The 20971-nt window shown below is 75.6% G+C and carries 17 protein-coding genes, 2 tRNA genes and 1 pseudogene; 16 read left to right on the forward strand and 4 right to left on the reverse strand.

Features of this window, described 5'->3' with window-relative positions; genetic code table 11:
• Positions 1 to 4: 4 nt before the first annotated feature.
• The 9 genes from ACYVO2_RS00235 to ACYVO2_RS00275 all read left to right on the forward strand — a co-directional run bounded on the left by ACYVO2_RS00235 (position 5) and on the right by ACYVO2_RS00275 (position 11212).
• The gene (locus ACYVO2_RS00235) at positions 5 to 871 is read left to right on the forward strand and encodes a helix-turn-helix domain-containing protein (protein WP_461005425.1); all 867 of its coding nucleotides are present in this window, start codon (positions 5 to 7) and stop codon (positions 869 to 871) included.
• 196 nt (positions 872 to 1067) lie between these two features.
• Entirely contained in the window at positions 1068 to 2609 is a 1542-nt protein-coding gene (locus ACYVO2_RS00240; RefSeq protein WP_461005426.1) for a hypothetical protein, read from the forward strand.
• 474 nt (positions 2610 to 3083) lie between these two features.
• Entirely contained in the window at positions 3084 to 4463 is a 1380-nt protein-coding gene (locus ACYVO2_RS00245; RefSeq protein ID WP_461005427.1) for an FAS1-like dehydratase domain-containing protein, read from the forward strand.
• On the forward strand, positions 4460 to 5611 hold the full coding sequence (locus ACYVO2_RS00250; RefSeq protein WP_461005428.1) for a lipid-transfer protein: 1152 nt from the start codon (positions 4460 to 4462) through the stop codon (positions 5609 to 5611). Before ACYVO2_RS00245 ends, ACYVO2_RS00250 begins: the two co-directional genes overlap by 4 nt.
• Before the next feature lie 79 nt (positions 5612 to 5690).
• The gene (locus tag ACYVO2_RS00255) at positions 5691 to 6569 is read left to right on the forward strand and encodes a glycoside hydrolase domain-containing protein (RefSeq protein ID WP_461005429.1); all 879 of its coding nucleotides are present in this window, start codon (positions 5691 to 5693) and stop codon (positions 6567 to 6569) included.
• Positions 6570 to 6717: 148 nt separating this feature from the next.
• Entirely contained in the window at positions 6718 to 7302 is a 585-nt protein-coding gene (locus ACYVO2_RS00260) for a SigE family RNA polymerase sigma factor (protein WP_461005430.1), read from the forward strand.
• 167 nt (positions 7303 to 7469) lie between these two features.
• Positions 7470 to 8153 (forward strand): helix-turn-helix domain-containing protein, encoded by a 684-nt coding sequence (locus ACYVO2_RS00265; RefSeq protein WP_461005431.1) that lies wholly within the window; start codon positions 7470 to 7472, stop codon positions 8151 to 8153.
• Positions 8150 to 9529, forward strand: coding sequence for an MFS transporter (locus ACYVO2_RS00270; protein ID WP_461005432.1), 1380 nt, complete (start codon positions 8150 to 8152; stop codon positions 9527 to 9529). Before ACYVO2_RS00265 ends, ACYVO2_RS00270 begins: the two co-directional genes overlap by 4 nt.
• A gap of 39 nt (positions 9530 to 9568) precedes the next feature.
• Positions 9569 to 11212 (forward strand): long-chain fatty acid--CoA ligase, encoded by a 1644-nt coding sequence (locus tag ACYVO2_RS00275; protein ID WP_461005433.1) that lies wholly within the window; start codon positions 9569 to 9571, stop codon positions 11210 to 11212.
• 57 nt (positions 11213 to 11269) lie between these two features.
• Here ACYVO2_RS00275 and ACYVO2_RS00280 read toward each other — a convergent pair whose 3' ends face one another.
• On the reverse strand, positions 11270 to 14434 hold the full coding sequence (locus ACYVO2_RS00280) for a response regulator (protein ID WP_461005434.1): 3165 nt from the start codon (positions 14432 to 14434) through the stop codon (positions 11270 to 11272).
• A 255-nt stretch (positions 14435 to 14689) separates the two neighbouring features.
• Between ACYVO2_RS00280 and ACYVO2_RS00285 the strand changes: the two genes are divergently transcribed.
• The 5 genes and pseudogenes from ACYVO2_RS00285 to ACYVO2_RS00305 all read left to right on the forward strand — a co-directional run bounded on the left by ACYVO2_RS00285 (position 14690) and on the right by ACYVO2_RS00305 (position 16622).
• Positions 14690 to 14780: transfer RNA gene (locus ACYVO2_RS00285), tRNA-Ser, on the forward strand.
• 169 nt (positions 14781 to 14949) lie between these two features.
• Positions 14950 to 15022: transfer RNA gene (locus tag ACYVO2_RS00290), tRNA-Arg, on the forward strand.
• A gap of 93 nt (positions 15023 to 15115) precedes the next feature.
• Positions 15116 to 15631, forward strand: a pseudogene (locus tag ACYVO2_RS00295) (uridine kinase family protein); the annotation flags it as partial.
• Positions 15613 to 16113 carry a UTRA domain-containing protein gene (locus ACYVO2_RS00300; RefSeq protein WP_461005435.1) on the forward strand — a complete coding sequence of 167 codons (501 nt, stop codon included), beginning with the start codon at positions 15613 to 15615 and terminating at the stop codon, positions 16111 to 16113. The pseudogene ACYVO2_RS00295 and the gene ACYVO2_RS00300, both read left to right, overlap by 19 nt.
• Positions 16114 to 16124: 11 nt before the next feature.
• Positions 16125 to 16622: an NUDIX domain-containing protein gene (locus ACYVO2_RS00305; protein ID WP_461005436.1), complete on the forward strand. Its 498-nt coding sequence runs from the start codon at positions 16125 to 16127 to the stop codon at positions 16620 to 16622.
• On the opposite strand, the gene ACYVO2_RS00310 is transcribed toward ACYVO2_RS00305, so the two are convergent.
• The 3 genes from ACYVO2_RS00310 to ACYVO2_RS00320 are packed head-to-tail and all read right to left on the reverse strand — an operon-like array spanning position 16619 to position 18302.
• Positions 16619 to 17032, reverse strand: a complete 414-nt coding sequence (locus tag ACYVO2_RS00310; RefSeq protein WP_461005437.1) for a TIGR03668 family PPOX class F420-dependent oxidoreductase — start codon at positions 17030 to 17032, stop codon at positions 16619 to 16621. The genes ACYVO2_RS00305 and ACYVO2_RS00310 overlap by 4 nt on opposite strands.
• Positions 17033 to 17067: 35 nt before the next feature.
• Positions 17068 to 17655, reverse strand: a complete 588-nt coding sequence (locus tag ACYVO2_RS00315; protein WP_461005438.1) for a hypothetical protein — start codon at positions 17653 to 17655, stop codon at positions 17068 to 17070.
• A complete protein-coding gene (locus tag ACYVO2_RS00320) occupies positions 17652 to 18302 on the reverse strand; it encodes an RNA polymerase sigma factor (RefSeq protein ID WP_461005439.1) in 651 nt (216 codons plus the stop codon). Before ACYVO2_RS00320 ends, ACYVO2_RS00315 begins: the two co-directional genes overlap by 4 nt.
• 280 nt (positions 18303 to 18582) lie before the next feature.
• Here ACYVO2_RS00320 and ACYVO2_RS00325 point away from each other — a divergent pair, with 280 nt between their 5' ends.
• Positions 18583 to 20094, forward strand: coding sequence for an MFS transporter (locus ACYVO2_RS00325; protein ID WP_461005440.1), 1512 nt, complete (start codon positions 18583 to 18585; stop codon positions 20092 to 20094).
• Positions 20095 to 20192: 98 nt separating this feature from the next.
• The gene (locus ACYVO2_RS00330; protein WP_461005441.1) at positions 20193 to 20948 is read left to right on the forward strand and encodes a TetR/AcrR family transcriptional regulator C-terminal domain-containing protein; all 756 of its coding nucleotides are present in this window, start codon (positions 20193 to 20195) and stop codon (positions 20946 to 20948) included.
• Positions 20949 to 20971 lie beyond the last annotated feature (23 nt).

Genomic DNA, 20971 nt, shown 5'->3' on the forward strand with positions numbered 1-20971 from the left:
CACGATGAGCACCTTGCACCAGAACAGCAGCTCAACGGTGCGTCGCATCCTGCTGGGCTCCCAGTTGCGACGTCTGCGCGAGTCCAAAGGCATCTCCCGAGAGGAGGCCGGGTATCACATCCGTGCATCCGAATCGAAGATCAGCCGTATGGAGTTGGGCCGTGTGAGCTTCAAGGACCGGGACGTAGCGGATCTGCTGAGCCTGTACGGGGTCACCGACGACACCGAGCGCGCCGCCCTGCTGGGCCTCGCCCGCCAGGCCAGCAGCGGCGGCTGGTGGCACTCGTACGGCGATGTCCTGCCCGCCTGGTTCCAGACCTATGTGGGCCTGGAGGAGGCCGCCGCCGAGATCCACACCTACGAGGTGCAGTACGTCCCGGGACTGCTCCAGACCGAGGAGTACGCCCGCGCCGTCATCTCCGTGGGCCGGCCTTCGGACTCCCCCGAGGAGGTGGAGCGCCGCGTCGCCCTGCGGATGGAGCGCCAGAAGGTGCTGGTGTCCGAGCGGGCGCCCAGCATCGTCGCGGTGCTGGACGAGTCCGCGCTGCGCCGCCCGCTCGGCGGCTCCGAGGTGATGCGCGGCCAGTTGCGGTGGATCGCCGAGGCGGCCGAGCGGCCCAATGTGACCGTGCAGATCATGCCGTTCCGGTTCGGCGGCCACGCCGCGGAGTGCGGGGCGTTCAGCATCCTGTACTTCCCCGAGGGCGACCTGCCGGACGTCGTCTACCTGGAACAGCTCACCGGGGCGATGTACCTGGACAAGAAGGAGGAGGTCGGCCTGTACGCCCGCGCGATGGAACGGCTGATGGCGGACAGCGAACCCCCGGAGCGCACCCCCGAGCTGCTGCGCTCCATGATCGAACAGGTATGACCCCGCCCCGGGCCGGCGGCGCCTTCGCCCCGGCGCCGCTCACCGACGAGGTGACCGCCGCCCCCGGCGGTGACGCGCCCGGCGGCGGCGAAGCGGTCACCGGCGCGCCGGCCCGCTCCGCCCGCACCCTTCGTGCCCGGTCCGGGCCACCCGCCACCCCGGGACGGGGACACGGTGCGCCGGATACGGTGCTGCCATGGGGATCAGCCGGGTGACAGGAGAGGGCGGCGGCCGAGGCTGTGCGCTGCTGATATCCGTTGCGGGGGCGGGCAGGCGGCGCAGGGGCGCCGAGCCGCCCGCGCCGTCCCTGGCGGGCCTCGCCGCGGTGCCGCCCTCGGTGCTGGTGGGGACGAAGGCGCCGGTGGACGTGGTGCGGGTGGTCGACCCGGCCGAGCCGCAGGCGCTGCTGACGCATCTGCGCACGGCCGCGGAGACCCCCGGCCCGCTGCTGGTCTACCTGGCCGGGCGGCTCACCGTCGACCGCAAGCAGCACCGCCCCCACCTGGCGCTGGCCAACACCACCGCGCACACGGTCCGGTACACCGCCCTGCCCTGGGACTGGCTCGCCGTCGAACTGCGCGGACGCAGACCCGGCAGCACCACCGTGATCGCCGACCTGGTCGCCGACAAGGAGGCGTGGGCGCGCCTCGATCCGGTGGAGCTGGTGCGGGACCTGCCGCTGTGGGGCGCGGTGTGCGCGCCGGGCCGCGGGGACGGCGACGCCCCCGGCTACACCCGGGCGCTGGCCGGGCTGCTGCGGGACTGCGCCACCCGGCCGGAGATGGCCCGCCTGCACGCGGCGGGGCAGAGCGGCCTGGGGACGGCCGCGGTGCTGCTGGAGCCGGGCGGGCTGCCGCCGGAGCTGCCTTCGGTGCCACCGGTGGCGGCGGCTGCTCCCGTGCCTGCGGCCGCTCCCGCTCCCGCTGCCTCTCCCGTGCCTGCGCCTGCGCCTGCGCCCGCTACCGCTCCCGCGGCGCCCCGGGTGCCGGCCGCTCCGGCCGCGGCTCCTCCGGTGGCGGCCTCGCCGGGAGCGGAGCCGCCGGAGCTGCCCCCTGAGCCGGTGCGGGAGCCGGTGCGGGAGCCGGTGCCCGCGCCCGCCCCGCCGTCCGCGCCCCCGTCCCCGCCGGTGGCGCCGCCGCAGGTTCCCGCGGGCTTCACCCCGCCGCCCCCGCCGCCCCTGCCCACCGGGTTCCCGGTCACGCAGGGCGCGGGCTTCTCCGCGGAGGAGCTGGGCTCGGCGCCCGCCGTGTCGAAGGCGGCGGCCGCCCGCCCCGCGCCGCCCCCCGCCGCGCCCCCGGCGCACGATCCCAGGGCGGCCATCGGGGAGGCGCTGCGGGCCAAGCGGTTCAGCGAGGCCGCGGCGCTCGCCGCGGGGTGGGAGCAGTACGCGCTGCGCTCCCACGGCCCGCAGTCGATGGAGATGGTGCACGTCATCGAGGCGCAGGCGCAGATCGCCTTCGAGTCCGGGCAGCTCACCCGCGCCGCCGAACGCTGGATCATCGCCGCCCAGGGCCGCCTGGCCTGGCACCCGGCGGACCACCCCGACGCGGTGAGCGCGGTGGACAACGCCCACCACGTCTGGCAGCGCCTCACCGACCAGGAGGCCGCGCTGCGCCTGGGCCCGCAGATGCTGGACCTGCGCCGAAAGGTCCCCGGCACCTCCGACCGCGCCCTGCGCGCGGTGGAACGCCGCGTGGACGCCCTGCGCAGGGGCAGACACCTGTCGAACGCGGGCTGAGGGGACGGCTCGCGGGCCCCGGGGCGGACCGGCGGGGCGGGACGTGAGGGCGGCCTGCGGCGGATCGGGGCCGCGCCCGCGCTTGGCGGGATGGGTCTGCGGGGTGCCGGGCGGTTGCGCGGGTGGCGCTCGCCCGTGTCCCCGCCGGGGGCGGACCGCCGGCGGCAGGGCGCTGACATCGGGTCAGTGCCGCGACGCCCGGGAGGCCGAGGCCGCCCCGCGACCGGGCTGCCGCCCCTCCTCGGCCGCTCCGCTCCGTCGCACCCCACCCCGCCCCGCGAACTCCCCGCCCACTCCGCCCGGAGTTTCCACAGCCTGTGGACAACCAAGCGCCCCAGCCCACCCCACCCTTATCGAACACTTGTCCACACCCTGTGGACGCCGCCTGTGGACAAAACCCGGGAAGTGCCAACCGCCATCCCCCGCCGCGGACACCCCTTGACACCCCTCCGGCAACTGACGGACAGTCAGAAAATGCCGACCACCCGCACCCTCGACTCCTACCAGGGCGAGCCCGCCGCCTCCGGGATCGGGAAGGACCCGGTCAACGAGCCCATGATCCGGCACTGGTGCGAGGCCATGGGCGACGCCAACCCCGTCTACACCGACCCCGAGCGCGCGGCGCGGACCCACTTCGGCGGGATCGTCGCGCCCCCGGCCATGCTCCAGGCGTGGCTCATGGCCGGCCTGTCCGGAAGGACCGCCCGCGCCGGGGCCTACGACGAGCTCCTCGGCCGGCTCGACGCCGAGGGCTGCGCCGCCGTCGTCGCCACCGACTGCGAGCAGACCTACGCCCGCCCGCTGCGCCCCGGCGACCGCGTCGCCTACCGGGAGGTCGTCGAGTCCGTCTCCGCCCGCAAGGAGACCGCCCTCGGCGCGGGCCACTTCGTCACCACCCGCACCGACGTCGAGGTGGACGGGCGACTCGCGGGCACGCACCGCTTCCGCATCCTGAAGTACCGCCCCGCCGGGCGCGGCCGGGCGGCGGCGGGGCGGCCGGACGCCAGGCGCCCCAGGCCCGTGGTCAACCGGGACAACCAGGGCTTCTGGGACGGCGTCGCCGCCCACCGGCTGCTCGTCCAGCGCTGCCGCGCCTGTCAGGCGCCGCGCTTCCCCTGGCTGCCCGGCTGCAACGACTGCGGCAGCGGCGACTGGGAGCCGTTCGCCGTGAGCGGGCGCGGCACGGTGTACTCGCACATCGTCGTGCACCACCCCGCGCCGCCCGGCATCCCACCGCCGTGCGTGGTCGCCCTGGTGGAGCTCGCCGAGGGCGTGCGGGTGCTGAGCAACGTGGTGGACGTGCCGCCGGAGGAGGTCGTCGTCGGCATGCCCGTGGAGCTGGAGTTCCGGCGGGTGGACGAGGAGCTGACCCTGCCGCTGTTCCGGCCGTCCGGGGCCCCGCGCCCCCGCCCGCCCGAGCCGCCCCCGCCCCCACCGCCACCCGCCGCGCCCCCCACCCCCGCCACCGTCGCCCCCGGCCTGGCCCTGCCCGTGCTGCGGGTCCCGGTCACCCGCACCCTGATCGTCGCGGGCGCCATCGCCTCCCGGGACTACCAGGACGTCCACCACGACCCGGAGCTGGCCAGGGCCAAGGGCGCACCGGACATCTTCATGAACATCCTGACCACCAACGGCCTGGTCGGCCGCTTCGTCACCGACTGGGCGGGCCCGGACGCCGAGCTGCTCGGCATCGCCATCCGCCTGGGCGCCCCCAACCACCCGGGCGACGAGATGGTCCTCACCGGCCGGGTCACCGCGGTGGACGGCGCGCGGGCCGAGGTCGCGGTCACCGGCGCCAACCGGCTCGGCGACCACGTCACCGGCACGGTCCGGCTGCGGCTGGGGGAGCGGTGAGGGGCGCGGGCGGCCGGGCGGCCGTGGCCGGGATCGGCGCCACCGCGTTCTCCAAGGACTCGGGCCGCAGCGAGCTGTCCCTCGCCGTGGAGGCGGTGCGGGCGGCGCTGGACGACGCCGGGCTGGCCCCCGGCGACGTGGACGGCATGGTCACGTTCACCATGGACACCAACCCGGAGATCACCGTCGCCCAGGCCGCGGGGATCGGGGAGCTGGCGTTCTTCTCCCGGGTGCACTACGGCGGGGGCGCGGCCTGCGCCACCGTGGCGCAGGCCGCGCTCGCGGTGGCGGCGGGCGCCGCCGAGGTCGTCGTGTGCTACCGGGCGTTCAACGAGCGCTCGGGGCACCGCTTCGGGGCCGGGGTGCGGCACCGGGAGCCGTCCGCGGAGGGTGTCGCGCTCGGCTGGGGGTTGCCGTTCGGGCTGCTCACCCCGGCGTCGTGGGTGGCCATGACCGCCCGCCGCTACCTGCACGCCCACGGCCTCACCCCGGAGGCGTTCGGCCATGTGGCGGTCACCGCGCGCCGCCACGCCGCCCGCAACCCCGCCGCCCACTTCCACGGCCGCCCGATCACGCTCGCCGACCACGCCGCGTCGCGCTGGATCGTGGAGCCGCTGCGGCTGCTGGACTGCTGCCAGGAGACGGACGGCGGGCAGGCCCTGGTCGTCACCACGGCGGAGCGGGCCGCGGCACTGCGGCACCCGCCCGCGCTGGTCACCGCGGCGGCGCAGGGCGCGGCGCGCGGGCAGGAGCAGATGACGAACTACTACCGGGGCGACCTCGCGGGGCTGCCCGAGGCGGGCGTCACCGCCCGCAACTTGTGGCGGTCCTGCGGCATGGGCGCCCGGGAGATGTCCGCGGCCGTCCTGTACGACCACTTCACCCCGTACGTGCTGATGCAACTGGAGGAGTACGGCTTCTGCGGGCGCGGCGAGGCGGCGGCGTTCGTCGCCGAGGACCGGCTGCCGCTGAACACCCACGGCGGGCAGTTGGGGGAGGCGTACCTGCACGGGATGAACGGGATCGCGGAGGCGGTGCGCCTGGTGCGGGGCACCTCGGTGAACCAGGTGCCGGAGGTGGAGCACGTGCTGGTGACGGCGGGGACGGGCGTGCCGACGTCCGCGCTGGTGCTCAGCGCGGCCCCCTGACGCGCCGGGCGCGCACCCCGCGCGCCGGGCGCGGGCGAGCCTCACCCCGTCATCACTCACTGTCACTTAATCTGACGGAATGACTACTCGTAGTACTGTCCTGCTCACCCCGGGTGCCCTCCTCGTCCTGATCGCCTGCCTGCTCACCCCCGCCGCCGCCACCCCGGTGGCGCCCGCCGCGGCCACCGCGGCACCGCCCGGGAGCGCGCCGGGCGGTGTCCCGGCCGCGCCCGCCGCCGCCCGGCACTTCCGCGGCTTGGCGTTCGACACCTGCACGGCCCCGTCCCTGGCCACGCTGACCGCCTGGCGGAAGGCCAGCCGCTACCGGGCCGTCGGCGTGTACATGGGCGGCCGGGCCCGCGCCTGCGCGCAGCCGAGGCTCACCCGCTCCTGGGTGCGCGCCGCCGACCGGGCGGGCTGGCGCCTGCTGCCGCTGTACCTCGGCTCTCAGGCCCCGTGCGTGTACGCCAAGGCCAAGCGGAGGTTCCCCATCGACGCCAAGCACCCCTACCGCCACGGCCTGCGCGAGGGGCAGGACGCGGTGCGCCGCGCCCGCGCCCTGGGCATGGCCAAGGGCAGCGCCCTCTATCTCGACATCGAGCACTACGACATCCGCAACGCCGCCTGCTCCCGCGCCGTGCTCGCCTTCACCCGGCGGTGGTCCCGCACCGTGCGCTCCCACGGCTACCTCGCGGGCGTGTACGGCAACTCCACCTCGGCCGTGCGGCAGCTCGCCGAGGCCAGGCGCAAGAAGACGACGTACCTGCCGGACGCGGTCTGGTTCGCCCGCTGGAACAACCGCGCCGTCCTCACCGACCCGGTCCTGCGCGCCGCCGAGTGGCACCCGCACCGCCGCGCCCACCAGTACCGGGGCAACGTCCGCGAGCGCCACGGCGGCCACACCCTGGTCATCGACCGCAACATCGTCGACGCCCCCGTGGCGGTGGTCTCCCCGTGACCCCCCCGGGGCCCACCCCTGAGCCGCCCCCCGGGTGCCGTCATCCCCCAGGGATACCGTGGTCGCACCCGGCTCCACCCTGAGATGTACCCGGGTCGGCACCTGCGGCCGATCCCGGCCCCTCGGCGCGCTGCATAGCGTTGGCGCCATGAGTACCGCGTGGTGCGGCACGGCGTCCCCGGCCTCCTCCCCGGCCGGCGAGGTCTGTGCCTTCAGTGACTATGTGCAGGCCAGGAAGACAGTGCTGCTGCGCACCGCGCGGTCGCTCACCCCCAACCCCGCCGACGCCGAGGACCTGCTCCAGACGGCCCTCGCCAAGACGTACCAGGCGTGGGACCGCATCGACGACAAGAACGCGGTCGAGGGCTATGTGCGCCGGGTGCTGGTCAACACCCGCACCTCCGAGTGGCGCCGCCGCAGGGTGGACGAGTACGCCACCGACGAACTGCCCGAGCGCCCGCACCCCGGCCCCGACTCCGCCGAGCAGCACGCCCTGCGGGACGCGGTGTGGCGGGCGGTGCGCCGCCTGCCGCCGCGCCAGCAGGCGATGGTGGTGCTGCGCTACTACGAGGACCTCACCGAGGCCCAGACCGCCGCGGTCATGGGCACCAGCGTCGGCACGGTGAAGAGCGCCGTCTCCCGCGCCCTCACCAAACTCCGCCACGACCCCCACCTCCGCCGCCCCGGCTCCTCCCCGCGCCTCCCGGACCCGGCGGACCGCACCGCGGCGTGAGGGCCTCAGGGGGGCGGCCCACCCTGAAGGACGGCGCCCTCCGCCGCGCTCGCGCCCCTCGCAGATCTCGCGCCCCTCGCGATCCCGCGACCCCGCGCCTCCGCTTCCCCGAACAAGTTCTGCAAAAATAGTTTTGCGAACGGTCCGCCGGCGCCTACCCTCCCGCCATGGTCAGCGAAGCACGCAGGCGCGTCCTCGACCCCGAGCGGGACGCGGCGGCACTGAAGGCCCTCACCCACCCCCTGCGCATCCGGCTGCTCGGCCTGCTCCGCAGGGACGGGCCCGCGACCGCCAGTGAGCTGGCCACCGCCACCGGGGAGTCGTCCGCGTCCACCAGCTACCACCTGCGGGTGCTGGCGAAGTACGCGTTCGTCGCCGAGGCCGAGCACCGCGACGCCCGGGAGCGCCGGTGGCGGGCGGTGCACGAGGTGACGGCCTGGAGCAACACGGCGATGGAGGCCGCCCCGGACAGCCGCGCCTTCCTCGACGTCACCCGGAGCGTGCAGCTCGACAACCTCGCCCGCTCCGTCGAGCGGCACCGGCGGGACCTGGCCTCCGGGCGACTGGGCCCGGAGTGGGTGGAGCCGTCGAACCTCGCCGACCGGCTCGCCCACCTCACGCCCGAGTCCGTCGCCGAGCTGTGGGAGGTCATCGACCGCACGGTGGACGCGCTCGCCGCCCGCGACGAGGGCGACCCGCGCGCCCGGCAGACCGTCCTCTTCCACGCCGCCCTGCCGCTCGCCCCGCACGACCCCACCGCCCCGCACGACCCCGCCCCGCACGACCCCGCCCCGCACGACCCCGGCGCGGACGACCCCGGCGCGGACGAGCCGGGCGGGGCGGCGTCGTGACCGGTGCGCCGCTGACCCCGGACGCCGCCCGCCGCAGGTTCACCGCCGTCACCTTCCTGTTCTGGCTGCCGGTCGGCCTCTACATACCGGCGAACGTGCTGCTGCTCACCGAGCGCGGGATGAGCCCGGCGGCCGTCTCCGCCCTGTTCGCCGTCTACTCCTGCACCGTCGCCGCCCTGGAGCTGCCCACCGGCGGCCTGTCCGACGTGATCGGCCGCCGGGTGGTGCTGGCCGCCGCCGGGCTGCTCACCGCGGGCGGCCTGGCGCTGCTCGCCCTGGGCACCTCCCTCGCGCCGCTGGTCGCCGCGAAGCTGCTGCTGGCCTGCGGCCGCGCCCTGTCCAGCGGGCCCGCGGAGGCGTGGTACGTGGACACCGTGCACGCCCACTCCGGCCCCGGCGCGGAGCTGCGCCGCGGCCTGGCCCGCTCCGGCACCGCCTCCGCCGCCGCCCTGGCGCTGGGCACCCTGGCCGGCGGCGGCCTGCCCTGGCTGCTCGGCCTCGGCGCCGACCCGGGCGCCCGGCTCGCCGCGGCCACCTCGGGGCTGGTCCTGCCGCTGTCGCTGCCGGTGCTGCTCGGCGCGGCCGTCGCCGCGGCGTACACCGGGTACGTGCTGACGGCCCTGCCCGAGCCGCCCCGCCCCCCGGCGACGCTGCGCGGCGTGCTGCGCGGGGTCCCCGGCACCGTGCGGGACGGCCTGCGCCTGGGCGGCACGGACACCCTGGTCCGCAGGCTGCTGCTCACCGCGGGCGCGATGGGCGCGGCCCTGGCCACCGTCGAGCTGCTCTCCCCCATGCGGGCCGCGGACGTCACCGGCGGCACCGACTCGGGGGCGCTGCTGTACGCGTCGCTGGCCTGCGCCGGGTTCGCCTGCACGGCCGCGGGCAGCCACGGCGCGCCATGGCTGGCCAGGGCCGCGCGCGGCGGGGAGCGCGCGGTCCTGGTGAGCCTGGCCGTGGCCGGGGCGGGCCTGGTGCTGCTCGCCGTGACCGCGCCGTGGGCCGGCCCGGCCGCGCTGGCCCTCGCCGCCGCCGGCTACGCCCTGGTCTACGTCGGCCTGGGCGCCGCCTCCCCCAACGGCAACGACCTGCTGCACCACCGCGTCCCCGGCGCGGTGCGCGCCACCGCGCTGTCCGTGCAGTCGCTGTGCCTCCAGGCGGCGGGCGCCCTGGCCGGGCTCGGCGCGGGCGCGCTGGCGGGCGGGGCCCCGGCGTGGCTGCCGGCCACCGCGGTGCTCCTGGCGGGCGCCGCGCTGTGGGTCCGCCGCGCCCCCGCGGCGCCCGTCCCCGCCGGGCTCGCGGCGACCGCGCCGTCCCCGCCGCCCCGACCGGCGGAAAGCGGGGCCGCAGGTGGTGACACCGTGCGTCCCACTACGTGAGAATCACCCGCGACACCCACCTCACCTCGGGAGGTAGCCGTGCACCACACCATGCAAGAAGTCCCGCTGCTGATCTCACGCGTGCTCCGGCACGGTGCGACCGTGCACGGCGCCGCCGAGGTGACCACCTGGACCGGGGCCGAGCCGCGGCGCCGCACCTACCAGGAGATCGGCGCCAGGGCGGCCCGGCTGGCGCACGCCCTGCGGGACCTCGGCGCCGGCGAGGGCGCGGTCACGGGAACGCTGATGTGGAACAACGCCGAGCACCTGGAGGCGTACCTCGCGGTCCCGTCCATGGGCGGCGTCCTGCACACCCTGAACCTGCGGCTGCCCCAGAACCAGCTCACCTGGATCGCCAACCACGCCGCCGACCGGGTGATCCTCGTCAACGGCACCCTGCTGCCGCTGCTCGCCTCGGTGCTGCCGCACCTGGAGACCGTCCGGCACATCGTGGTCGTCGGCCCGGGCGACCGCTCGGTGCTCGGCGACTGCCGCCAGGACGTGCACGACTACGAGGAACTGCTGGCCGGCCGCCCCGTCGAGTACCCCTGGCCCGAGCTCGACGAGCGCACCGCCGGTGCCATGTGCTATACCTCCGGCACCACCGGCGAGCCCAAGGGCGTGGTGTACAGCCACCGCTCGATGTACTTGCACGCGATGCACGTCAACGCCGCGGAGTCCTTCGGCCTGAGCTGGCGCGACCGGCTGCTGCCGGTGGTGCCCATGTTCCACGTGAACGCGTGGGGGCTGCCGTACGCCGCGTTCATGGCGGGCGCCTCCCAGGTGATGCCCGACCGGTTCCTCCAGCCGGCGCCGCTGGCCGACATGATCGAGCGGGAGCGGCCCACCGTCGCCGGCGCCGTCCCCACCATCTGGACGGCGCTGCTCGCCGAACTCGACGCCCGCCCCCGCGACACCTCCTCCGTCCGCGAGGTCATCGTCGGCGGCTCCGCCTGCCCGCCCACGCTGATGAAGGCGTTCGAAGAGCGCCACGGCATGCGGCTCACCCACGCCTGGGGCATGACGGAGACCTCCCCGCTCGGCTGCGTCTCCCACCCGCCCGTCGGCCTGGACGAGGACACCGAGTGGGAGTACCGCGCCAAGCAGGGCCGCTTCCCCGCGGGCGTGGAGGCGCGGCTGGTCGGCCCGAACGGGGAGGCCATGCCGCACGACGGGCAGTCGGTGGGCGAGCTCGAGGTGCGCGGCCCGTGGATCGCCGCGGCGTACCACGGCGGCGCGGGCCGGGAACCCGAGCGCCCCGAGGACAAGTTCCGCGACGGCTGGCTGCGCACCGGCGACATCGGCAGCATCAGCCCCGACGGCTACCTGGTGCTCACCGACCGGGCCAAGGACGTGATCAAGTCGGGCGGCGAGTGGATCTCCTCCGTGGAGCTGGAGAACCACCTGATGGCCCACCCGGACGTGGCCGAGGCCGCGGTCGTCGCCGTCCCCGACGAGCGGTGGGACGAGCGGCCGCTGGCCACCGTCGTGCTGAAGGAGGGGGCGCGGGCGGACTTCGACGCGCTGCGCGCCTTCCTCGCCGAGCGCGTCCCCAAGTGGCAGCTCCCGGAGCGCTGGGCCGTGGTGCCCGCCGTCCCCAAGACGTCCGTCGGCAAGTTCGACAAGAAGACGATCAGGAAGAGCTACGCCGAAGGCGAGCTGGACGTCACCACGCTGGCCTGACCCGCGCCCGCCCGGGCGCCCCGCGCCCCGGCAGCCCCTCCGGCCGCCGGGGCCCGCTCAGCGCCCCGGCAGCCGGGAGCCGATCTTCCCCAGCAGGTCCACGATCCGCCGCTGCACATCGGGGCTGGTGGAACGCTCCGCCAGGAACAGCACCGTCTCCCCGGACCGCAGCCTCGGCAGCTCGTTCGGGTCGATGTCCACCGAGGTGTAGACGACCAGCGGGGTGCGGTTGAGCTGCCCGCTGCCGCGCAGCCAGTCCACGATCCCCACCCGGCGGCGCCGGATCAGCATCAGATCCATCACCACCAGGTTCGGCCGCACCTGCTCGGCCGCCGCCACCGCGTCCGCGTCCGACGGGGCGTGCGCCACCATCATCCCGCGCCGCTCCAGCGTCGCCGTGAACGCCGCCGCGATGTCTTGGTGCCCCTCGACCAGCAGCACCCGGGGCGGCACCGGCTCACCGTCCCGCGGCGCCAGCGCCTTCAGCAGCACCGCCGGATCCGCCCCGTACGCCGCCTCCCTGGTGGCCTGCCCGAGCCCCGCCGTCACCAGCACCGGGACCTCCGCCGCCACCGCGGCCGTCCGCAGCGACTGCAAGGCCGTCCGGGTGATCGGGCCGGTCAGCGGATCGACGAACAGCGCCGCCGGGAACTCCGCGACCTGCGCGTCCACCTCCTCGCGCGACCGCACGATGACCGGCCGGTAGCCGCGCTCGGTCAGCGCCTGCCGGGTCGAGACGTCCGGCTCCGGCCACACCAGCAGCCGCCGCGGGTGGCTCTCGTCCGGGTCGTCGGGCTCCGCCACGGACGTCACCTCGTCCAGGTGCTCCGGCCCCTCGGCGCCTTCGGCGGGGGCGCCTATCGTGAACGCCCGCCCGTCGCCCGCCACCGCCCTTTCAGGGAAGCCCTGCGGGCTGCTGCTTTGCATTCCGTCGCCCGCCACCGCCCTTTCAGGGAAGCCCTGCTGCGCCGCCGGGCCCTGCCGCGCCGCCGGACCCGTCTGCGCCGCCGGACCCGTCTGCGCCTCCGCGCCCTCGGGTGCCGCCGGGGCGTCGGCCGCCCCCGCCCCCGTCGCGAACCCCCGCCCGTCGCTCACGTCCACCGGGCCGCCGCCCCCCGCGGGGACGCGCCGGGACGCGGGCGGCGGGCCCTGCTCCCCCGGCGCCCGCACCGGCCGGTTCTCCGGCGCCGCCAGCTTGCGCCGCCGCCCCGAGGGCGCCGGCACCAGCACGTTCTGCCCGCCCGTGGAACCGTCACCCGCGGGCGGGGCCAGCGGCACCCCCTGCCCCAGCGTGCGCACGCTCACCTCGTACGGCGGCACCTGCGCCGGGATCGCGAACGGCGGCCCGTCCGCGGGCTGCGCCGGGGCCTGGGGCAGCGCCCGCCTGCCCCGCCGTCCCGTGGCCGCCCGCTGCTCGGCGCCGGACCCGTCCGCGGGCACCGGCTGCGGCGCGGGCACCGCGGCCGCCGCGCCCTCGGGCAGCCCCCGCGGGTCGGCCGGGCGCAACGCGCGTCGCCGCCCCGTCGGCTGCTCCGGCACCGCTGGCAGCGCCGGGGCGGCCACCGGGGTCAGCTCACCCGAAGGACCCGCGGGCAGCGCCAGCGCGCCCTCCGGCGGGGCCTGCCGCTGCCGCGGCGGCCGGTCCGTCCTGCGCTCCGGGGCGGGCGCCTGCGCGGGGGCGGTGCCGCGCATCGGCTCCGCCGGGACGGGCATCACCGTGGTGCCGCTGCTCGGGGTCGGCTCCGCCGTGCCGCCCTGCGGCGCCCCGTCCTCGGACCCGGCGCCGTCCGGGCCGACGGGCACCTCCACCACGTAGGCGCTGCCCTGCCCGCCGGGCACCTCGTGCACCTGGAGCACCCCGCCGTGCCGCTCCACGACGCCGCGCGCCATCGGCAGGTGCACCGGGTGCCCCCCGCTCTGCGGACCCCGCACCTCGATACGGGCCACATCGCCGCGCTGCGCCGCCGCCACCACGACCGTGGAGTCCCCGGTGGCGCTCGTCCCGGTGGCGTCCACCCCGACGGTGTCCGCGATCAGGTGCGCCAGCGCCTGCGCCATGCGCTCCCCGTCGAGGACCACCTCCACGGGCGGCGCGTGCACCGCGTACTGGGCCCGGCCGGGACCGATCAGCTCGACGGCGCCCTCGACCCCGGCGGCGACCACCTTGTCCAGGCCCACCGGCTGCCGGTCCAGCCGCTCCTCGCCGCTCTCCAGGCGCTGGAAGGCCAGCACGTTGTCCAGCAGCGTGGTGATGCGGCCGTAGCCGGCGGCCAGGTGGTGCAGGATCTGGTTCGCCTCGGGCCACAACTGCCCGGCGGAGTCGTCGGCCAGCCCGGCCAACTGCTGCCGCAGCTCCACCAGCGGCCCGAGCAGCGACGTCTCCAGCACCGCCCGCAACTGCTCGTTCCGGGCCGTGAGCTCGTCCAGGCGGGACCGGTCGGTGAACGTCATCACCGCGCCGACCAACTGATCCCCGTCCCGCACCGGCGCCGTGGTCAGGTCCACCGGCACCGGCTGCCCGTCCTTGCGCCACAGCACACTGCCCCGCACCCGGTGCTTGCGGCCCGAGCGCAGGGTGTCGGTCAGCGGCGACTCCTCCGCCGGCAGCGGCGAGCCGTCCGGCCGCGAGTGGTGGATCAGCGGGTGCAGCTCCTGGCCGCCCAGGTCACTGGCCCGGAACCCGAGGATCTGCGCCGCCGACGGATTGACCAGGACGACCTTCCCCTCGATGTCCACGCCCACCACGCCCTCGGCGGCGGCCCGCAGGATCATCTCCGTCTGCCGCTGCTGCCGGGCCAGCTCCGCCTCGGTGTCGAGGGTGCCGGTCAGGTCCCGCACCACCAGCATCAGCAGCTCGTCGCCGGTGTAGTGGTCGGGCAGGGCGTACGGGGTGCGGCCGTCCTCCAGGTTCGCGCTGGTCACCTCGACGGGGAACTCCACCCCGTCCGTCCTGCGCGCGATCATGCGGGTCGGCCGGGTACGGCCCACCACCGGCTCGTCCGCGCGCCGCATGCCTCCGGGGATCCGCTTGCTGTCGAACGACGGCAGCAGATCCAGCAGCCCCCGCCCCACCAGGGCGGTGCCCGGAGTCTCGAACGTCTCCAGCGCTATCGCGTTGGCGTTGACCACCGTGCCGTTGCAGTTGACCAGCAGCAACGCGTCAGGGAGGGCGTCGAGTATGGCTGCGAGGCGAGCAGCGCCTCGGGATGGCCTGCTGCTCACGACGACGCGTCCTCCCTAGCTACGACCCCTGCGCCGACGGCCTATCTTCGCCGCTCCCCCCAGGCATGTCACTAGGGGAGTGTACGGCTGTCTCCCCGCCGCACCGCCGCCAATCCCCCCGCGCCGCGCCCCCGCGGGCCCCCGGTTTTTGCTGTGCCGACTACCGTGCGAGTACCGTAGGCTTCTGGTTGGTGGCACTCGCACAGGCTGTGCCATCATCTGCATCACACACATCGCGCACGCGGTCGTGTGCGAGGAGGCTTCGCCTAGTCTGGTCTATGGCGCCGCACTGCTAATGCGGTTGGGGGCTTCAACCCCCTCCCGGGTTCAAATCCCGGAGCCTCCGCACTCCACCCAGCCCCGTCGGCCCCCGGCCGCCGGGGCTGCGGCGTTCTCCGGCCCCTCTCCTCGCACCCCCTCGCACCCCCGAATACTCGATTTCATGTCCGGCCACCGCTCATGTAATGTTGTCCCCGCAACGCCGAGCGGCGAGAAACCGCAGCAAGGCCGAGCAAGCGCTCGTAGCTCAACGGATAGAGCATCTGACTACGGATCAGAAGGTTGCAGGTTCGAGTCCTGCCGAGCGCGCAGCAGACAGAGGGGCCGCTCACCAGCGTTGGTGAGCGGCCCCTCTGTCGTTGTACGGCGATCATGGGCCACCGGACAGGACGGAGCCCTCGCATGACGACGGAAAAGCCGCCGCCGACGGAGGTGCTGGACGCCGTCGGTCGGCTGGCCGGTGCGGGGACACGCATCGTGGCGGTCGACGGGGCGGGGGGCTCGGGCAAGACGACCCTGGCGCGGGAAGTCGCCCGCCGGGTGGCCGGGGTCCGGCTGGTGCACGGGGACGACTTCTACCGGCCGATGCCGGAGGCGGAGCGGCGGGAGCTGGACGCCGAGGGCGGGTATCGGTGGTACTTCGACTGGGAGCGGCTGGCCGCCGAGGTGCTGCGGCCCCTGCGCGACGGCGGCGGCCCGGTGCGGTACCGGCGGTACGACTGGGGAAGCGGGGACCTGGGGGAGCGGGCGGAGGTCGCACCCGGTGGCTTGGTCGTGGTGGAGGGCGTGTACGCGGCCCGTCCTGAGCTGGCGGACCTGTACGACCTGACGGTGTACGTGGACACGCCCCGCGAGGTCTGTCTGGAGCGGCTACGGGCCCGCGGTGAGAACTCCGAGGAGTGGATCCTGCGCTGGCGTGCCGCCGAGGACCACTACCTCGCCACGACCGACCCCGCCTCCCGGGCGGACGTGGTGGTCCGGGGCTGGTGGAGTCGCGCAAGGGGGCGGGCGTCTTCGTCCGGGCGTTCCGGCCGCTGCGGCGGAGCGGCCTCCGGCGGCTGAGCCGGGAACAGTGGGGAACGGGGCGGTCCATCTGGTCCACGGACACCGAGGGCCGGGACTTGATCGTTGACGAGGTCGAGGTGGAGGAGCGGCCGACACCCGACGGCGGGATCTACGCGCGGCTCGCCGAGCTCGGGCACGAGCCGGTGCGGTTTCGGGAGGAGGTGAGGTGCAGGATGCCCACGGCTCAGGAGTCCGCGCGTCTGGCGCTTCCGGCGGGGACGCCGGTCGTGGATCTGTGCCGTACCGCGTACACGGCGGGCGGCTCGCCCGTCGAGGTGAATCTGATGACGCTGGACGCGTCCTCCTACATCCTCGAGTACGAGTTCGGCGCCTAGCGTTCCGTCATATGACGACTCCCCCGCTGCCCCCCGCCGAGTACTACGCGTCGCTGCCCCGGAGCATCGCCGGGGCGGGGGTGCTGTTCCATGACGAGGCGGGGCGGGTGCTGTTGGTGAAGCCCGCCTATCGGGAGGGGACCTGGGAGGTCCCGGGCGGGGCGATGGAGGCGGGGGAGTTCCCGTGGGAGACGGCCCGGCGCGAGGTCAAGGAGGAGCTGGACCTGGAGTTGGGCCGGGGGCGGCTGCTCGGGGTGGACTGGGTGCCGGGGCGGGCGGAGCGGCTGCCGCTGGTGGTGTTCGTGTTCGACGGGGGGCCGGTCACCGAGGAGTGGGTGCGGCGGCGGGTGCGGCTGCCCGCGGAGGAGCTGACCGACTGGCGGATGGCCCCGCCCGCGCAGTGGCCCGTCCTGCTGGCACCCCACACCGCACGCCGGGTCGCCGCCTGCGCGCGGGCCCTGGGGACGGGCGACACCGTCTACCTCCAGCACGGGTGGGAGCCGGCCTAGGCGGCCCACCCCGACCAGCGGGTCACCTCCACCGCCACCACCGGGCCCTCGGGGAGGTGGTGCTGGTACTGGGGGTACTTGTGCGCCAGGAGGGTGAGGGCGCGGGTGCGTTCCGCCGGGGCGGTGAGGACGGTGGCGGCGCCGTCGGCCCTGGCCCACCACAGGTGCGTCCAGTCGTCGGCGTAGTGGTCGGCCAGCAGGCACACGTTGGGGTTCTCGGAGATGTTCCGCAGGCGCCGCAGGTGGTGGGCCGTCTTGGGCTTGCCGTCCACCGCCCAGTGGACGGTGTCCGCGTCCACGGCGAACACCACCGGCACCAGGTGGGGCTGTCCCGCGCCGTTGACCGTGGCCAGCCGGGCGACCCGGGCGGTGGCGAAGCGGCGGCGGGATTCGTCCGGGGGGAGACGCATGAGGGGATTATGGGGGACGGGACGGGTTTCGGCGCTCAGGCCCGGGCCGTGAGGTGGTCGCAGTAGCGGCCGATCTCCTCCTCGTCGTCCTCCGGGTCCCGGGTGACGCGCGCCGCGGTGGCCAGGCGTTCCAGCTCCGCGGAGCTGAGCGCGTCGGGGGCGGCCAGGTACTCGCCGCACAGTTCGAGCAGGTCCGGCGGCTGGCCGGGCGCGGGGGCGCGGTCGATCAGGGGGCGGTCGGTGGCGGGGGGCGGGGTGCCGGGGGCGGTGGAGGCGGCGGGGGGCGCGGGGGCCGCGGCCCCGTCCTGCTCGTTGGGGAGGCCGCCGCCCACGACCAGCGCGAACGCGGTGACGACGGCCGCGGCCGTGCCGATGAAGGCGATCCGGGGGTGACGCGGCCCGAACCGCCGGGGGCGCTCCCGGCCGCCGGTGTGCGCCCGGCGGAAGGCGGCGAGCGCGGCCTGCTCGCCGGTCAGCTCGCCCGCGCGGCCGGGTGCCGCCGCGGCGGCGATCAGGTCGGCGAGGGCCTCCCGCTCCGCCTCGCACTCGACTCCGGCCTCGCGCAGCAGCTCCTCCGCGGGCGTGGTGCGCGGGTCGGTGCGCCGGGGGTGGTCCGCGCTCATGGCGTGTCGTTCAGTGTCGTCGTCCGGGCTCCCGTCGCGAGGGAACGGGAGGCCGCGCGGGCCTCGGGGGCCCGCGCCGTGAGCTGCTTCGCGAGCCGGCGCAGGCCCCGGTGGGCGGCGGAGCGCACGGCGCCGGTGCGCTTGCCGAGTATCCGGGCCGTGGTCTCCACGTCCAGGTCGAGCACGATGCGCAGCACCAGCGCCTCGGCCTGGTCCCGGGGCAGCCCGGCGAGCAGGGCGAGGGCCTCGTCGGTGCCGATGGAGGCGAGCGCTTCCTCCGCGGTGTTCTCGGCGGCGGGCCGGGAGACGACGAGCTCCTCCACGGGCGCGTCCGCGACCGGGCGCCGCTGCACCCTGCGGACGTGGTCGATGGCGCGGTTGCGCGCGATGGTGGTCGTCCAGGCGCGGAAGTCGTCCGCGTCGCCCTCGAAGCCGGCGAGGCCGCGCACGATCTGTATCCACGTGTCCGCCGCCACGTCCTCGGCCTCCTCACCGACGAGAGTCCGTAAGTAGCGCAGGATGCCGGGCTGGAGGGCCCGGTACACGAGGCGGAAGCCATCCTCGGAGCCGTGTCGCGCGGCGTGCACGGCGGCGGCGAGGCTGTCGTCGTCGTTCACGGTTCCGAAGATTTCGTACACCCAGCTCATGATGGTCCATCCGCCGAACTGGATGAAAGGCCAACTCCGGACAGGGAGCGGAGGCGGATGTTCCGCTCTTGACGGCCGCGGTGGGCGGGGTGCGGCGGTGGCGGGGGCGCGCGGCCGGGCGGGGTGGCTCTCGCGTTGCACGAGATTGCGCTTTACAGCGTACGAGGGAGGTTTTACGGTGTACGAGCAGCCGTTCTCGTACACCGTAAAAGTCCCCTCCCGCGTTGGAAGAGGCCCTGCGCAGAGCACCGGAAGCCCGCCGCGTCCGTCTGGAGCCCTCATGACCACCCGCCACCCCCAGCGCTGGCTGATCCTGGGCGTGATCTGCCTCGCGCACCTCACCGCGCTGCTGGACAACACGATCCTCAACGTCGCCATCCCCTCCCTCACCGGCGAGCTAGGCACGTCCACCGCCGAGGTGCAGTGGATGATCAACGCCTACGCGCTGGTCCAGGCGGGGCTGCTGCTCACCGCGGGCTCGCTCGGCGACCGCTTCGGGCAGCGGAAGGCGCTGCTCGGCGGGGTCGCCGTGTTCGGCGTGGGCTCCGCGGTCGCCGCGTTCGCGCAGACTCCGGAGCAGCTCATCGCCGCCCGGGCCGGGATGGGCGTCGGCGGGGCGCTGCTGATGACCAGCACCCTCGCCGTCGTCATGCGGATCTTCGACGAGGAGGAGCGCACCCGCGCCATCGGCATCTGGGCCGGCGTGCTCTCACTCGGCTTCGCCGGCGGGCCCGTCCTCGGCGGGGTGCTGCTCGAGCACTTCTGGTGGGGGTCGGTGTTCCTGGTCAACATCCCCGTCTCGGCGCTGGCCCTGCTCGCCGTGGCCCGGCTGGTCCCCGAGTGGCGGAACCCCCGGGGGCACCGGCCGGACGCTCCCGGCGCGGTGCTGTCCACGATCGGCATGGTGGGCCTGGTCTACGCCGTCATCTCCGGCCCCGAGGAGGGCTGGACCTCGGGCACGGTGCTCGGCTCCGCCTGGGTCGGCGTGATCGCCCTGATCGCGTTCGGGCTGTGGGAGCGGCACGTGGAGCAGCCCATGCTGGACGTGCGCCTGTTCCACGACCGCCGCTTCACCGGCGCGGTCTCCGGCGGGGTGCTGGTGGCGTTCGGCATGGCCGGATCGCTGTTCCTGCTCACCCAGCACCTCCAGTTCGTGCTCGGCTACGACCCGCTGGAGGCGGGCCTGCGCATCGCCCCGCTCGCGGTGACCATCGTCGTGCTCAACCTGCTCGGCGTGGGCGCCCGGCTCACCCGGGGGCTCGGCGCGCCGGGCGCGGTGCTGCTCGGCATGACGCTGCTCGCCGGGGGCCTGACCGCGGTGGCCGTCACCGGCGAGGACGGCTACGCGGGCACCCTGCTCGGTCTGGTGCTGATCGGCGCCGGGGTGGCGCTGTCCCAGCCCGCCATGGCCGAGGCGATCATGAGCGCCATACCGGTGGAGCGCGCCGGCACCGGGGCGGGCGTCAACGGCACCCTGGCCGAGTTCGGCAACGGGCTCGGCGTGGCGGTGCTCGGCGCGGTGCTGTCTTCCCGGTTCGCCGCGCTGCTGCCCGCCGCCGTCGGCGCGGGTGCCTCGGACTCGCTGCCCGAGGCGCTCGAGGCGGCGCCGGACGCGGGCGCCCGCGAGCAGGTGCGGGACGCGTTCGTCTCCGGCCTGACCACCAGCCAGCTCATCGGCGCCGCCGCCGTGCTCGCCGGGGGCCTGCTGGCCGGGTTCCTGCTGCACCGCGCCGACCGGGCCGGGGCGCGCTCCGGCCGGGCGCGGGCGGAGGAGGTCGCGGGCGCGGTGTGAGCGCCTAAGCTCGTGAACCGCGCGGCCGGTGCGCACGGAGAAGGGCACGGCCGCCGCGTCCGACACCGGGAATCCGAGGAGCCGAGGAGAGACGGGACGTGAGCGTGAGCCGGGCCGGCCAGCCGCGGGCCAGCGTGTGGCTGAACGAGCGCAGGCCCGCGCGCCGCGCCGCGCCCGCCGGCCTCGACCGGGAGCGGATCGTGGCCGCCGCGATCCGGCTGCTGGACGCCGAGGGGCTGGCCAAGTTCTCCATGCGCCGCCTCGCCGCCGAGCTCGGCGTGAGCGCCATGTCCGTCTACTGGTACGTGGACAACAAGGACGACCTGCTGGAGATGGCGCTCGACGCGGTGCAGGCCGAGGTCGCGCTGCCCGACCCGGACGCGGACGGCGACTGGCGGGAGCAGTTGCGGCAGATCGCCCGCGCGTACCGCGGGGCGCTGCTGGCCCACACCTGGGCGGCCCGGCTGTTCGGCGACTACCTCAACCTGGGCCCCCGGGCCCGCGACATCTCCTCCACGCTGCTGCGGATCATGGACCGGGCGGGCCTGCCGCGGCAGCGGTCGCCCGCGGCGCTGTCCGCCGTCTTCCAGTTCACCTTCGGCTGCGCCACCGTGGAGAGCCGCTGGCTGGAGCAGGTCAGGGAGGCGGGCGTCACCCAGAACGAGCTGTTCAACAGCGTCCTGGAGCCGCTGCTCGACAACCCGGACTGGGCGGAGCAGCGCTCGATCATGCAGGACCGCGCCGCCGTGGACTTCGAGGAGGGGCGCGAGCGGGACTTCCTGTTCGCCCTCGACACCGTCATCGCCGGTGTCGAGGTGATGGTCGAGCGGTACGGGGAGCGGGGCGCGCGGTAGCGCCCCTGTTCCCCGGGCCCGTG

It is taken from the genome of Streptomyces capparidis (assembly GCF_054782095.1).